Origin of the sequence: Martelella lutilitoris (assembly GCF_016598595.1) — a bacterium.
GTDB classification, from domain to species: domain Bacteria; phylum Pseudomonadota; class Alphaproteobacteria; order Rhizobiales; family Rhizobiaceae; genus Martelella; species Martelella lutilitoris_A.
In genome coordinates, this window is sequence record NZ_CP066787.1 from 125,220 (window position 1) to 138,599 (window position 13,380).

The following is a 13,380-nucleotide window of genomic DNA, read 5'->3' on the forward strand; positions in this document are numbered from 1 at the left end:
TCGGCCTATGGGCCGACGCTCGTATCCGGCACCGAGGCACGGTTTGCGAAACGGTGCTGACCTTCCCTGCTTTGACGGAGGCAGACCTCATGAGCCTTGAAATGATGACCGTTTTGCTGGTTCTCGCGACAACTGCGATCATGCGGGGACGGCTCAAACCGATCAGGCAGTCGTTCGAATAACCGAAGGAGATTGAAATGAATTATACCTATGACCGCTCACTCATAGGCGTCAGCATCGACGACGCGGAAATGCGCGTTCGCGCCGCCCTAGCTGATCGGGGTTTCGGTGTTCTTACCGAAATCGACGTCAAGATGACGATGAAGCAGAAGATCGACGTCGATATGGACGGCTATCGCATCCTTGGCGCCTGCAATCCGCAAATGGCCCACAAGGCGATCGGGATCGAACCGCGCGTGGGCGCGATGTTGCCATGCAACGTTATCCTGCGCGAAACGGACGGCGGCACCGAGATCAGCGCCATCGATCCGGTGGCGTCAATGCAGGCAATCGACAACGATCAGCTCCATGAAGTCGCGTGCGAGGTGCGCGACATGCTGCGCGAGGCCGTCGATGCTGCATGATCGCCATATCGTTGACCTTCCGGTCACTGGAGGGCGTATGCATCGGGGAATCGGGTTCGAACCCCAGTAACCGGGAGACAAGGCGGTATGGTGGCTGACAGCATCCAGGATACAGAAGAATCCCCAACCTTCGGCGAGGGCTTCTGGGGGCCTGGCGCTGTGGGTGCCGTCTTGTTTCTGATCGCCGCTCCGGTGCATCTACTGGTGCCCCATCAGATATCGGTGGCGATCGCCGCGGTAACGTTGGCGCTGATCGGCGGAGCCTACATCGGATTTGGTGCGACCGCCAATTCGCTGAAACGCTTTTTGGCGGAACTGGCGGTCGCAGCCCTGTTCGCGGCGACCGCGCTGGCCGGATTGCTCTGGGCTCCATTGGCCTTGCCTGTCGGGTTCGCCGCACATGCCGCGTGGGATCTTCTGCATCACAACAGGGTGTTCGGCGCGCCGGTCCCGCGATGGTACATTCCGTTCTGCGTCGTCTTCGAGCTGTTGGCGGCAGCTTTTCTCTTCGTGCTGTATGTGCCGTGAGGCCGGGAATACCACGGTTCGTGTTCGGGCGAACCGCACAATTGGTTGCTGCGGCACTGCTAATCTTCGCCATCGTCGCCCTGGCCTTGGGTCCGCTCGCCGACGTCATCGAGAGCTTCGACGGCGAGAGAATCTCCGGCTGGATCGAGGCTGCCGGCATATGGGGACCGATCCTCATCGTCTCGCTCATGACGATCGCGATCGTCGCGACGCCTATTCCGAGCGCACCGATCGCATTGGCGGCCGGTGCCGCCTACGGGCATACTTTGGGGACCGTTTACATCGTTGCCGGAGCCGAACTCGGCGCACTTGTCGCATTCGGATTGGCGAGGGTCCTCGGGCGCGACGTGCTCGTCGGATGGCTTGGCGACAAGGTGGATGCAGGCTGGCTCGGCTCTCAGAACGCTTTGACTTTCACCGTCTTCGCCAGCCGTCTGATGCCGTTCATCTCATTCGACATTGTCAGCTACGCGGCCGGGTTGAGCCGCCTTCACTTCTGGCGTTTCGCACTCGCCACGCTTGCGGGGATCATCCCGGCCAGCTTTGTGCTCGCCCATTTAGGCAACGAGGCGGTCAGTGGGCCTTCTTCCCGCGCAATCTGGGCCGCGATCGGGCTGGGAGCGTTGACGTTTGCACCTCTTCTGATTGTCGCCGTCAGGGACTGGAAAAAGCACCGGATGACCCATGACTGATCGCCGAAAATCTCGCCTGCCGTTTCGTCGACAGGCTTCCTATCACCTCCGGCGCGCAGCCGCCGTGGCCAATCAACCGCAAACACCAGATCAGGACCTACAGATATGTTGACCGCCGCAATTCCATTTCCCAACATCGGCCCCGATCTTTTCTCTATCGAGATCGGCGGGTTCACGTTGGCGCTGCGCTGGTATGCGCTCGCTTACATCGTCGGTATCCTGATCGGCTGGCGCATCTGCGTCGCTGCCGTTGCGCGCCCTGCGCTGTGGCCCGCTGCCGGGCCGCCACTTGATCGCCGTCAGATCGAAGACCTGCTGACCTGGATCATTATCGGCGTGATCGCTGGTGGCCGACTGGGTTTCGTGCTGTTCTACCAGCCCGAATATTACCTGGCCAATCCGCTGGAAATACTCATGATCTGGCAGGGCGGCATGTCCTTCCACGGCGGGTTCCTCGGCGTCGCCGTTGCTGGCCTGGCATATTGTATTCGTCAGAACGCATCCATGCTGAGCACGACCGATCTTCTGGCCATCGCTACACCACCGGGGCTGTTTCTGGGGCGGATTGCGAATTTCATCAACAACGAACTCTGGGGGCGGCCCACGGACGTGCCTTGGGCCGTGATCTTTCCGGGCGAGGTCGCCCAGACCTGTCCGGGCATCACCTCGATATGTGCCCGCCACCCCTCGCAGCTTTATGAAGGTCTGCTCGAAGGGCTGCTGCTCGGGTTCATCCTTCTTTACCTCGCCTGGCGCCGGGGCTGGCTCAGGATGCCCGGCGCGCTGACAGGTGTTTTCCTGACCGGCTACGGTCTTGCCAGAAGCTTTGTCGAGTTGTTCCGGCAGCCCGACATGCAGTTCGTGACCTCCGACAATCCGATCGGCCATGCCCTGCACTTCGGCGATTGGGGGCTGACGATGGGACAGGTTCTTTCTGCGCCAATGATCCTGGTCGGGCTGGCGCTGATCCTTCGAGCGGTGAACGGATCCGGGGGCGCAACCGGGCAACGATCGAAAAAAACTGCCTGACCTCGGCAGCGATCTGCAACTGGTGATTGGGAAATAGGATGGCCGCAAAGTCACTTATGAATCGATTGACGGCACCCATGAACTCGATCGTCCGTGGTACCGGGTCGATGCGAAGGTGGCGGAAAACGAAGTTTATGGGTCCAGTAATGAGACAATACGTCGGGCAAATGGGGGCATGGAATCTCACCGTTCTTGCCATCATAATTGCCTCTTGGGTCATATATAGATATTTTGCACCAAGTAACTGGCGGGAGTGGGCCAGTGCCGGCATCGTGCAAGCGTTTATCATTTCACTTTACGCCGAAATGTACGGCTTCCCTCTTACAGTATACCTTGCTGTTCGATTTTTCGGAATGGACAGGGGCGATCTCACGACCAACTTGTGGTCAAGCCTTCTGGGCTTCGACGAGGCCATGGTTCTTGCAATGCTATTAGGCTATGCGCTCGCGCTGGTCGGCATTTGCCTCATAGTGGGAGGTTGGCGCGAACTCTACAGGAATCGAAAGAAAGGTACCCTTGCGACGGGTCGCCTTTATAAATTTGTCCGGCACCCTCAATATTTGGGTCTGTTTATCGTCCTATTTGGAGAGGGAGTGGTGCATTGGCCAACACTACTATCTGTTTCTTTGCTCCCGTTCATCATGTTCTTTTACATAGCATTGGCGAAAAGGGAGGAGGAGACTCTGGAACGATTGTTCGGCAAACAATATGCGCTGTATAAGCAGGATGTTCCTGCGTTTGTTCCGCGTTGGGATCAGCTTCGAGACGCTGTGATGATATGGATTTTGTTCCGAGACTAAACGACAGATGCGACCGCCCCAGCCATTCGGCGGAGCAGATGTTCTGGTCTGCGAGTCCACCTATGGCAACCGGTCCCATTCCGACGTGGACCCAGAAGCCGAACTGGCACCGATCCTCAAACGCACCTTTGCCCGCGGCGGCACGGTGCTGATCCCGTCCTTTGCCGTCGGACGGGTGCAGGGGCTGATGCTGCACATTGCGCGATTGATGGAGCGCGGCGATATTCCCTATGTCCCGGTGTTCCTCAACAGCCCGATGGCGGTGAATGCGACCGAGATCTATCACCGTCATCACGCCGAGCACCACGTCAGCCGCGAAGACTGCATTGCGATGTTCGAGATCGCCAAGAGGGTAAACACGGTCGAGCAATCCAAGGAGCTGAACACGCGCCAGGGCCCGATGATCATCGTCTCCGCCAGCGGAATGCTGACCGGCGGGCGTATCCTGCACCATCTGGCCAGCTTCGGCGGCGATCGGCGGAACGCGATCTTGCTCTCCGGTTTCCAGGCCGGTGGCACGCGCGGCGCGGCGCTGGCCGGAGGCGCGCGGACATTGCGCATGTTCGGACGGGAGTTCCCGATCGAGGCCGAAGTGGTTCAGCTCCAGTCCTTTTCCGGACATGCCGATGCCGATGAGATCCTGCGCTGGATGTCCGCCGGTCCCGCCCCCGAGATGACCTATCTCACCCATGGGGAACCTGTCGCCGCCGATACCCTGCGATTTCGCGTCGAACACGAGCTAGGGCGATCCGTGCGCGTGCCCGAACATCTCGAACCCGTCTACCTGGACAGGCCGCGATGACCGAAACGCTTGCCCTCGTTTCCTCCGGCATCGACACCTACCGGCAGCCGGTCGTCTATATGCAAGAAGACTGTCACATCTGCCGTTCCGAGGGGTTTGCTGCCCAGACACGCATACGGATCGACCTGAAGGACCGCTGGATCATCGCGACCCTGAATGTCGTCGGCCGCGGAGCATGGCTTGCCGTGGACCAGGCGGCATTGTCCGTTTCCGCCTGGGCCGCGCTTGGCGCTGAGATTGGAGACGACGCCGCTTTCTCGCACCCTGAACCGCCCGCTTCCGCGTCTATGATCCGGGCGAAAGCCTATGGCGAAAGACTGGATCAGGCCGGTTTCGCAGGAATCGTCAGCGACACTCTCAACAGTCGGCTTTCGGATCTCGACCTTGCCGCCTTCGTGACCGCCTGCGCCGGCGACAGGCTGAACGAGGCCGAAACCGTGGCGCTGACCCGCGCCATGAAGGAAGCAGGGCAGACGCTCGACTGGGGGCAGCACACTGTCCTCGATAAGCATTGCGTCGGCGGATTGCCGGGCAACCGCACGACACCCATCGTCGTCGCCATCGTCGCGGCGGCGGGGTATCTGTTCCCCAAGACGTCCAGCAGGGCGATCACCTCGCCGGCGGGGACGGCCGACACGATGGAGGTCATGGCGCCCGTCGCGCTTGACGCCGCCGCGCTGCGCCGGGTGGTCGAAGCCGAGGGCGGTTGCCTCGTCTGGGGTGGCGGGCTCGCCCTCAGTCCTGCCGACGATCATTTCATCCGTGTCGAACGCCCCCTCGATTTCGACTCCACCGATCAACTCGTTGCGAGCGTACTGTCGAAAAAGGCGGCCGCCGGTGCCACCCATGTTCTGATCGACATGCCGGTCGGACCAACGGCCAAGGTGCGGTCTGCCGGAGCGGCGGAGGCTCTCGGGATACGGCTGTCTTCGGTGGCCAAGGCCTTGGGTCTGAACCTGGCGCTGCATATCAGCGACGGCATGGCTCCTGTGGGACGCGGCATCGGCCCGGCATTGGAAGCCATGGACGTGCTGGCGGTTCTGCGGCGCGCGCCGGACGCGCCTGTCGATCTGCGCGCACGGGCGCTGGATCTGGCCGGACATCTTCTAGACCTGGCACCGGACGCCGTTGTGGGGCAGGGTCGGGTCCGCGCGCAGTCGTTTCTCGATAGTGGTGCAGCGGAGGCAAAGTTCATGGCAATTTGCGCGGCGCAGGGCGGTTTCCGCGAACCCGGAACCGCAGCGCAGCAGATCGAAATACGCGCCCCCCATGCGGGCCAGTTGACCGCCATCGACAACCGACGCATCGCACGCATCGCCAAGCTGGCCGGTGCCCCGCGTCAGAAGAGCGCAGGCGTCCGCCTTCTGGTGCGGATCGGGGATCATATGGACAAGGGCCAGCCGCTCTATGAACTCCATGCCGAGACACCAGGCGAACTGGCCTATGCCCTGGCCTATGCCGAGTCCCAGACCGGCGTGCTGACGCTGTCCGAGGCAGTGTCATGATCCTTGTCGCGTTTCCCGAGATGAGGCCGCTTGCCGAAGACCTGGCACTCGCGCTTGGGGCGGACCTGCTCGCTCTCGGCTGGCACCACTTCCCCGATGGCGAAAGCCTGATTTCGCTGCCCGGCGATCTGGACGGGGCCGATGTGGCATTTCTGGCGACTTTGCGCGATCCCGATCGCCTTGCCCTGCCCTTGCGCTTCGCCGCGGCGACGGCGCGCGAGATGGGCGCGCGTCGCGTCGGATTGATCGCGCCTTATCTTGGCTACATGCGGCAGGACCATCGCTTCGAGCGCGGGCAGGCGGTAAGCGCACCGCTGTTCGCGCAATTCCTGGGGGAAAGTTTCGACTGGCTGGTGACCGTGGATCCGCATCTGCACCGCATCGCGCGGCTGCAAAATGTCTTCCCGATGCCTGCCATTCGCGCCGTATCCGCCCCGCTGCTTGCGACCTGGATCAGCACGAACCTGCCAGACGCCGTTCTTCTGGGCCCTGACAGCGAAAGCCAACAATGGGTGGCTGAGGTGGCCCGGCTGGCCGGACGGCCCTATGAGGTCTTGCGCAAGGTGAGATCCGGTGACCGCAGTGTCGATGTCAGTGTGCCCGAAAGCGCGGCGCTGCGCGAAGGCACACCGATGATCCTCGACGACATCGCGTCTTCGGGGTCCACGATGGCTCGTGCCGTCGAAAGGTTGCTTGCGGCCGGAACCGCCGCGCCTGTCTGCCTGGCTATCCATGCGGTCTTTGCGCACGGCGCTCAGGACGCCATTCTGTCGGCTGGTGCGGCAAGGATCATCACCACCGACACCATACCCCATCCAACGAATGCGATCGGAATTGCCGGTTTATTGGCCGAAGCGATCCTTTCTGTGGTGACAGCCCTTGACCTTCCAGTTGCCGGAACAATTAGGCTGGACCCGAATCACGCCGAGAGGACAACCGAATGAACGACCAAGTAAGCCATGCTTCACATGAAACCGAATCCAACATTTACGCCTGCCCGATGCACCCTGAGGTACGGCAGAACGGTCCGGGCGATTGCCCGAAATGCGGGATGCATCTTGTGCCCGAGGCGGAGCTCGACAGCCATGCCGGGCATGATCACCACGGTCATGACCATAACGCTGGTGCCGCCCCGGCGGACGGCAGATACGATACCGTCCCGGAGGGCTATGACGGCGCCGTCTACACCTGTCCGATGCACCCGCAGGTTCGCCAGGTCGAGCACGGCTCCTGCCCGATCTGCGGAATGGGGCTGGAGCTTGAGTCCGGGGTCCCGATGGACGACGGCCCGAACCCCGAACTGGTGGATTTCACCCGGCGTTTCTGGGTTGGCACGGTACTGACCATTCCGCTTCTGATCCTCACCATGGGTCCCTATCTCGGCTTCCCGGAAGTGCGAGAGATTCTCGGCGAGCGCGCAACCCTCTGGATCGAGTTGGTTCTCGGAACCCCGGTTGTTCTTTGGTGCGGCTGGCCGTTTCTGGTTCGGGGCTGGAATTCGTTCCGGACGATGAATCTCAACATGTTCTCCCTGATCGGTATGGGGGTAATCGCGGCCTGGCTCTTCAGCGTCGTCGCCGTTCTGGCACCCGGCATATTCCCGGACGGATTTCGCGACGCCGAAGGTCATGTCGGCGTCTATTTCGAGGCGGCGGCGGTGATCGTGACGCTTGTGCTGCTTGGCCAGGTGATGGAATTGCGCGCCCGTGAAGGCACTGGCAAGGCGATCCGCGCGCTTCTCGACATGGCGGCAAAGACCGCGCGGGTCATCCGGGACGACGGATCCGAAGAGGAGATTCCGCTGGAGGATGTGCAGGTCGGCGACCGGCTGCGCGTGCGTCCCGGAGACAAGGTGCCGGTAGATGGCGTGGTTCTGGAAGGCCGGTCCTCAGTCGACGAAAGCATGATCTCCGGAGAACCCGTGCCAGTCGAGAAGACCGAGGGCGACCCGTTGACCGGTGCCACCATCAACGGCACCGGCAGCCTCGTGATGGAGGCGACGCGGGTCGGATCCGACACGATGCTGGCGCAGATCGTCGAGATGGTCTCCAACGCGCAACGGTCGCGCGCACCGATCCAGAAGTATGCCGACAAAGTGGCGGGATATTTCGTTCCGGCCGTGATCGGTATCGCGCTCCTGTCCTTCATCGCATGGGCGATCTGGGGGCCCGCGCCTGCGCTGTCCTACGCATTGATCTCGGCTGTCGCCGTGTTGATCATCGCCTGTCCCTGTGCGCTCGGCCTCGCCACGCCGATGTCGATCATGACGGCGACGGGGCGGGGGGCCCAGGCCGGGGTACTTATCAAGAACGCCGAGGCGCTGGAGCGGTTCGAGAAGGTCGATACCCTGATCGTCGACAAGACCGGCACGTTGACGATGGGCAAGCCGCAGCTTGTCGCCGTCCTGCCGCAACCCGGTCACGACGAGGCCGAGGTCCTGCGTCTCGCCGCATCGCTGGAGCGCGGATCGGAACACCCGCTTGCCGAGGCCATCGTGCGCGGCGCGGAAGAGCGCGATGTGAAGATGGCGAATGCCGACGACTTCGAGGCGGTCACCGGCAAGGGCGTCAAGGGGGTCGTCGACGGCAAAGCGGTCGCGCTCGGCAATCTGGCGATGATCCGGGACCTTGGCCTTGAGGCGGGCGACCTGACCGCCAAGGCAAATGCCCGTCGCGACGAGGGCGAGACAGTAATGTTCGTGGTGCTGGATGGCAAGATCGCCGGTCTTGTCGGGGTCGCTGACCCGGTGAAGGAAACCACACCCGCCGCCATCAAGGATCTGCATGAATTGGGGTTCCGCGTTATCATGGCGACCGGAGACAACGAACGCACGGCCAAGGCCATCGGCGCGCGTCTGGGCATAGACGAGATCCGGGCCGATGTGCTGCCGGAGGACAAGGCACGGATCATCAAGGAATTGCAGCAGCAGGGCCGCAAGGTCGCGATGGCCGGCGATGGCGTCAATGACGCACCGGCCTTGGCACAGGCCGATGTCGGCATTGCCATGGGCACCGGGGCCGATGTGGCCATCGAAAGCGCGGGCATCACACTGGTCAAGGGCAACCTCGACGGTATCGTGCGCGCTCGGCGGCTCGCACGGGCCACCATGCGTAATATCCGGCAGAACCTGTTCTTCGCGCTGATCTACAACGCCTCTGGCGTGCCTGTCGCGGCGGGGGTGCTGTTTCCGTTCTTCGGCATCCTCATCAGCCCGATGTTTGCCGCCTTCGCCATGAGCGCCTCGTCGATCTCGGTGGTGCTCAATTCGCTGCGCCTTCGCGGCGCAAAGATCTAGAAAGGAAGCCACAACGTGACCCATCAACCTGATCCATCACATGTTAATCAAAGTCAATCGGAGCATGCCCCCCGCCCGCCCTCATTCTGGCGATCACGCGCCGGCATCTATCTGATCGTTGCGCTGGCAGTTGGCGGCCTTCTCCTGGGTTACGAGCACCGGGTGCACATCCTGAGCAGCGGATTGCTGATCTGGCTGCCATTGCTGCTTTGCGTTGGAATGCACTTCTTTATGCACGGCGGTCATGGAGGCCACGGCGGGCACGGTAAGGGAGACGACCAGTAATGACCGATGCAGGTGCTTCCTATGGACTCTGGCTGCTAGTATTTATCAATTCGGCGGTGTTCATCATTTTCGCCTTCAGTTTCTTCAAGCCGCAGACAAAACGCGACTGGCGCAGTTTTGGAGCGTTCAGCGCCTTTGTCGTAGCTCTCTTCACCGAGATGTATGGGTTCCCGTTGACCATCTTCTTTCTTTCCGGCTGGCTGCAATCGACCTGGCCGGAGGTAGACTGGTTTGCCCACGACAGCGGACATCTCCCCGAAATGATGTTCGGCTGGCAATCGAACCCGCATTTCGGGCCGTTCCACCTCCTGAGCTTCGTCTTTATCGGCGGCGGCTTCTGGCTCATATCCGTGGCATGGTACCATCTGTGGAACGCGCAGCGTCAGGGGTTGCTTGCGACGACAGGCCCCTATGCCCGCATTCGCCATCCCCAGTATGTGGGGTTCGTGCTGATCATGCTGGGCTTTCTCGTGCAATGGCCGACCCTCCTGACGCTCGCGATGTTCCCGGTGCTGGTCTGGATGTACGCACGGCTTGCCCGCGGCGAGGAGGGGGACAGTCGCGCCCGTTTTGGCGAAAGCTGGGACAGGTATGCCAGCCGGGTTCCGGCTTTCATACCAAACGTCAACACTCTGCAGAATGTTGAACGCTGATTGGAAGCGAAAGCCGATCTGATGTGCTATTTGCGTGCCTAAAACATCTTTGGAAGACTGCAAACATACGGTATCTGAAACCATGATGAAAAAACCCGCCCTTCTGCGGCGCGTACTAATCATAGGAACGTCCGTGCTGACGGGATACCTGCTGCTTGCTTCGTGTGCCGAGTGGTCGGAGATGCACCGCTACAACCGAGCGCTGGGGGATCTTTCACTGCTGCTCATCGTTGCTGCAATGGCGATTGGGCCGCTCGCACGCTTGTCGTCTACGCCCTTTTTACGGAAGCTTATGCCGTACCGACGCGAGCTCGGTATTTATGCGGTTCTGGCGGCGACGGTGCATACCATCATAATACTGATCGGCTGGGTCGAGCTTGATTTTGCACGGCTGTTCGGTTTTGAGTATCACCCCCAACTGCAACGCTACGTGATGCTTCAGCACGGGTTTGCGCTGGCCAATGTGGTTGGGATCGCGGCACTGCTCTACGGCTTTGTGCTTGCCGGTACGTCGAATAATTTCAGCCAAAGGGTACTTGGCACGTCCGTGTGGAAATACATCCAGCAGGGCGCTTATGTTCTGTGGTGGCTGGCAGTGCTGCACACGGCCTATTTCTTGTTCTTTCATTTTCTTGATTTCCACCGCCAAATGCCTGAGCCAAACTGGGCGCGATGGCCGTTCGTTGCCCTTGTGGCGTCAGTTATCGCTCTGCAAGGGGCCGCCGTTGTAGTCACATGGCGTTCGCAAACTTCCCGGCGGATCTACGGCGCACCCTCGCAACGGGAGTAGTCGCGATTTCATCAGACGCCCAGGGTCGGGACTTCTGGCGGCCTGAAACCGATCGGGTGGGCATGCGCAGAGGCGTAACGACCTAAAAAGCAACCAAGGCAGATCGAAATGCAGAAACACGATAAAAACCGCGATGGGAACGACGGCTACCGTGAAGGCTCGATCAGCCTTGGCGGAGCTGTTGCCATGGGCACGGGCGTGATGATCGGTGCGGGCATCTTTGCCCTGACCGGACAAATCGCCCAGCTGGCTGGACCACTATTTCCACTCGCGTTCATCGCTGGTGCCATCGTGACCAGCTTCAGCGCTTACAGCTACATCAAGATGTCGAACGCCTGGCCCTCGGCAGGGGGCATCGCGATGATCCTTCAGAAATGCTATGGATCGGGGGCGGTCGCGGCGGGAGCGGCGCTCTTGATGGCGCTCAGCATGGTGATCGCGGAAAGCCTCGTCGCACGGACATTCGCCACTTATGTCTTGCGGCCTTTGGATATCACGGGCGGGCCACTTGTGCCCGTTCTGGCGGTTGCCGTGATCGTGTTCGCATTCTTGGTCAACATCGCAGGAAACCGCTCCGTCGGGCTATTCTCTCTAGTCATGGCGGCGATCAAGATCGGGGGCATCGCGCTGTTCGGTATCGCAGCACTCTGGTCAAGCGGGTTTCAGTTCGCCGCCGCGTCAGAAACGGCCGAGACCTTTGGAGTGACAGGCTTCATCGCGTCCGTTGCGCTGGCGATCCTTGCCTTCAAGGGCTTTACCACGATCACCAACAGCGGCGGCGAAATCACCGATCCCCACCGCAATGTGGGCCGCACTATCATGCTGTCCATCGCGATCTGCGTGGTGGTCTACCTGCTTGTGGCCTTTGGCGTGGGCGCGAGCCTGACAATCGACGAAATCATCGCCGCGCGCGACTATTCGCTGGCCCAGGCGGCTGAGCCCGCACTCGGGCAGGTCGGCTTTTACTTGACGGTCGTGTTGGCGGCCGTGGCCACAGCATCCGGCGTGCTGGCCAGCGTTTTCGCAGTGTCGCGGATGCTGACCATGCTGACGGAGATGAAAATGATCCCGCACAGCCATTTTGGCATGTCCGGGGCTGTCCAGCGGCATATGCTGGTCTATACAGTCGTTATCGCCTCGACGCTGGCCGTGCTCTTTGATTTGGGACGGATCGCATCCCTTGGTGCCTTCTTTTACCTCGTCATGGACATGATCATACATTGGGGCGTGTTCCGCTATCGTCGAACCGAAGTTGGCGCCTCCAGTATCGTGCTTTTGTCTGCGCTCTCTCTCGATGCAATTGTATTGGCAGCTTTCACCGTAATGAAGCTTCAAAGTGATCCAATGATCGTTCTGTATGCGGCTGTCGGAATGATCGCTGTCTTCGCTTTCGAGCGCGTTTACTTGTCGCGATGGTTGGCACCTCAGGCCGCGCATTCCCACGGTGAATAGCCAGCCATCATCTAGCCCTGAAGGAATGCGATGCCTTGTGCACCGATTGCGATCAATCTGAGATCGGCGGTGCAAAAGTCGGCCACGGAAGCGGCGGAATAATTCGGTCGCGGGCGGCGTAAAAACCGGCCACCTATTTTCCTTCTGCAATGAGCGCAGGAGGGACAGAGGATTTACACCGTGGATCTTTATCTGAAGGTTCGCCTGGCGGTCTCGGAAGGGATGAGCCGACGTCAGGCAGCCAAACACTTCAACATATCCCGCGACAGCGTAGCGAAGATGCTGACGTATTCGACGCCTCCTGGCTATCAGCGACAATCACCAGTCCGGCGACCGAAGCTGGACGCGTTCGTTTCGACGATCGACCACTGGTTGGCTGAAGACGCGAAGGTACCGCGCAAACAGCGCCATACGGCCAAGCGTGTGTTTGACCGGCTTCGCGACGAATGCGGGTTCACCGGCGGCTATACGATCATCAAGGATTATATCCGCGAGCGGGAACAGCGTCGCCAGGAAGTGTTCGTGCCGCTTTCTCATCCGCCCGGCCATGCGCAGGCTGATTTCGGTGAGGCGACGGTGGTGATCGGCGGTATCGAGCAGAAAGCCCGGTTCTTTGTGCTCGATCTTCCGCATAGCGACGGCTGCTACGTGCGGGCTTATCCGGCGGCGGTGGCCGAGGCCTGGGTCGATGGCCACGTCCATGCGTTCGCCTTCTTCGGGGCCGTGCCGCAGTCGATCGTTTATGACAATGACCGCTGCCTTGTGGCGAGTATCCTGCCTGACGGCACGCGCAAGCGGGCGACACTGTTCAGCGGGTTCCTGTCCCATTATCTGATCCGGGATCGCTATGGCCGACCCGGAAAGGGCAATGACACGGATGAGATCGAATAGCCCCTTCGACAGAAATTGTGGTATTTTCTTCAGGCCCACGGGCGACCACGTGGTGAACGGCCGGGCATGAGGTT

Annotated in this window: 12 protein-coding genes and 2 pseudogenes; all 14 read left to right on the forward strand. The window is 60.8% G+C overall.

The features are described from left to right. The first annotated feature begins 197 nt into the window (after positions 1-197). Entirely contained in the window at positions 198-584 is a 387-nt protein-coding gene (locus tag JET14_RS21340) for a DUF302 domain-containing protein (RefSeq protein ID WP_018065798.1), read from the forward strand. Positions 585-671: 87 nt separating this feature from the next. Beyond that, positions 672-1,112, forward strand: a complete 441-nt coding sequence (locus JET14_RS21345) for a DUF6010 family protein (protein WP_018065797.1) — start codon at positions 672-674, stop codon at positions 1,110-1,112. A gap of 20 nt (positions 1,113-1,132) precedes the next feature. Next, a complete protein-coding gene (locus JET14_RS21350) occupies positions 1,133-1,804 on the forward strand; it encodes a TVP38/TMEM64 family protein (RefSeq protein WP_051085130.1) in 672 nt (223 codons plus the stop codon). A gap of 105 nt (positions 1,805-1,909) precedes the next feature. After that, on the forward strand, positions 1,910-2,833 hold the full coding sequence (gene lgt, locus JET14_RS21355; protein WP_018065795.1) for a prolipoprotein diacylglyceryl transferase: 924 nt from the start codon (positions 1,910-1,912) through the stop codon (positions 2,831-2,833). Positions 2,834-2,979: 146 nt separating this feature from the next. Beyond that, entirely contained in the window at positions 2,980-3,633 is a 654-nt protein-coding gene (locus JET14_RS21360) for a methyltransferase family protein (protein WP_018065794.1), read from the forward strand. Positions 3,634-3,640: 7 nt separating this feature from the next. Then, positions 3,641-4,435, forward strand: a pseudogene (locus JET14_RS21365) (MBL fold metallo-hydrolase RNA specificity domain-containing protein); the annotation flags it as partial. Beyond that, a complete protein-coding gene (locus JET14_RS21370; RefSeq protein WP_018065792.1) occupies positions 4,432-5,940 on the forward strand; it encodes a thymidine phosphorylase family protein in 1,509 nt (502 codons plus the stop codon). The pseudogene JET14_RS21365 and the gene JET14_RS21370, both read left to right, overlap by 4 nt. Further along, complete coding sequence (locus JET14_RS21375) at positions 5,937-6,884, forward strand: ribose-phosphate diphosphokinase (RefSeq protein WP_018065791.1); 948 nt, start codon at positions 5,937-5,939, stop codon at positions 6,882-6,884. Before JET14_RS21370 ends, JET14_RS21375 begins: the two co-directional genes overlap by 4 nt. A 56-nt stretch (positions 6,885-6,940) precedes the next feature. Further along, a complete protein-coding gene (locus JET14_RS21380; protein ID WP_235726838.1) occupies positions 6,941-9,235 on the forward strand; it encodes a copper-transporting P-type ATPase in 2,295 nt (764 codons plus the stop codon). 162 nt (positions 9,236-9,397) lie between these two features. After that, positions 9,398-9,520: a DUF2933 domain-containing protein gene (locus JET14_RS23075; RefSeq protein ID WP_230802127.1), complete on the forward strand. Its 123-nt coding sequence runs from the start codon at positions 9,398-9,400 to the stop codon at positions 9,518-9,520. Beyond that, on the forward strand, positions 9,520-10,173 hold the full coding sequence (locus JET14_RS21390) for a methyltransferase family protein (RefSeq protein WP_018065789.1): 654 nt from the start codon (positions 9,520-9,522) through the stop codon (positions 10,171-10,173). The genes JET14_RS23075 and JET14_RS21390 overlap by 1 nt, the downstream gene beginning before the upstream one ends. An 85-nt stretch (positions 10,174-10,258) precedes the next feature. Continuing rightward, entirely contained in the window at positions 10,259-10,963 is a 705-nt protein-coding gene (locus tag JET14_RS21395) for a ferric reductase-like transmembrane domain-containing protein (protein ID WP_155122304.1), read from the forward strand. A 108-nt stretch (positions 10,964-11,071) separates the two neighbouring features. Beyond that, positions 11,072-12,415 carry an APC family permease gene (locus JET14_RS21400; RefSeq protein WP_018065787.1) on the forward strand — a complete coding sequence of 448 codons (1,344 nt, stop codon included), beginning with the start codon at positions 11,072-11,074 and terminating at the stop codon, positions 12,413-12,415. Between the two features lie 180 nt (positions 12,416-12,595). Beyond that, positions 12,596-13,303, forward strand: a pseudogene (gene istA, locus JET14_RS21405) (IS21 family transposase); the annotation flags it as partial. Positions 13,304-13,380: the final 77 nt, after the last annotated feature.

Excerpts from the sequence above, each read along its gene's own strand:
- JET14_RS21340 (WP_018065798.1), top strand. The coding sequence starts at position 198 with ATGAATTATACCTATGACCGCTCACTCATAGGCGTCAGCATCGACGAC.
- JET14_RS21345 (WP_018065797.1), top strand. The coding sequence starts at position 672 with ATGGTGGCTGACAGCATCCAGGATACAGAAGAATCCCCAACCTTCGGC.
- lgt (WP_018065795.1), top strand. The coding sequence starts at position 1,910 with ATGTTGACCGCCGCAATTCCATTTCCCAACATCGGCCCCGATCTTTTC.
- JET14_RS21360 (WP_018065794.1), top strand. The coding sequence starts at position 2,980 with ATGAGACAATACGTCGGGCAAATGGGGGCATGGAATCTCACCGTTCTT.
- JET14_RS21370 (WP_018065792.1), top strand. The coding sequence starts at position 4,432 with ATGACCGAAACGCTTGCCCTCGTTTCCTCCGGCATCGACACCTACCGG.
- JET14_RS21375 (WP_018065791.1), top strand. The coding sequence starts at position 5,937 with ATGATCCTTGTCGCGTTTCCCGAGATGAGGCCGCTTGCCGAAGACCTG.
- JET14_RS21380 (WP_235726838.1), top strand. The coding sequence starts at position 6,941 with ATGCACCCTGAGGTACGGCAGAACGGTCCGGGCGATTGCCCGAAATGC.
- JET14_RS21390 (WP_018065789.1), top strand. The coding sequence starts at position 9,520 with ATGACCGATGCAGGTGCTTCCTATGGACTCTGGCTGCTAGTATTTATC.
- JET14_RS21395 (WP_155122304.1), top strand. The coding sequence starts at position 10,259 with ATGAAAAAACCCGCCCTTCTGCGGCGCGTACTAATCATAGGAACGTCC.
- JET14_RS21400 (WP_018065787.1), top strand. The coding sequence starts at position 11,072 with ATGCAGAAACACGATAAAAACCGCGATGGGAACGACGGCTACCGTGAA.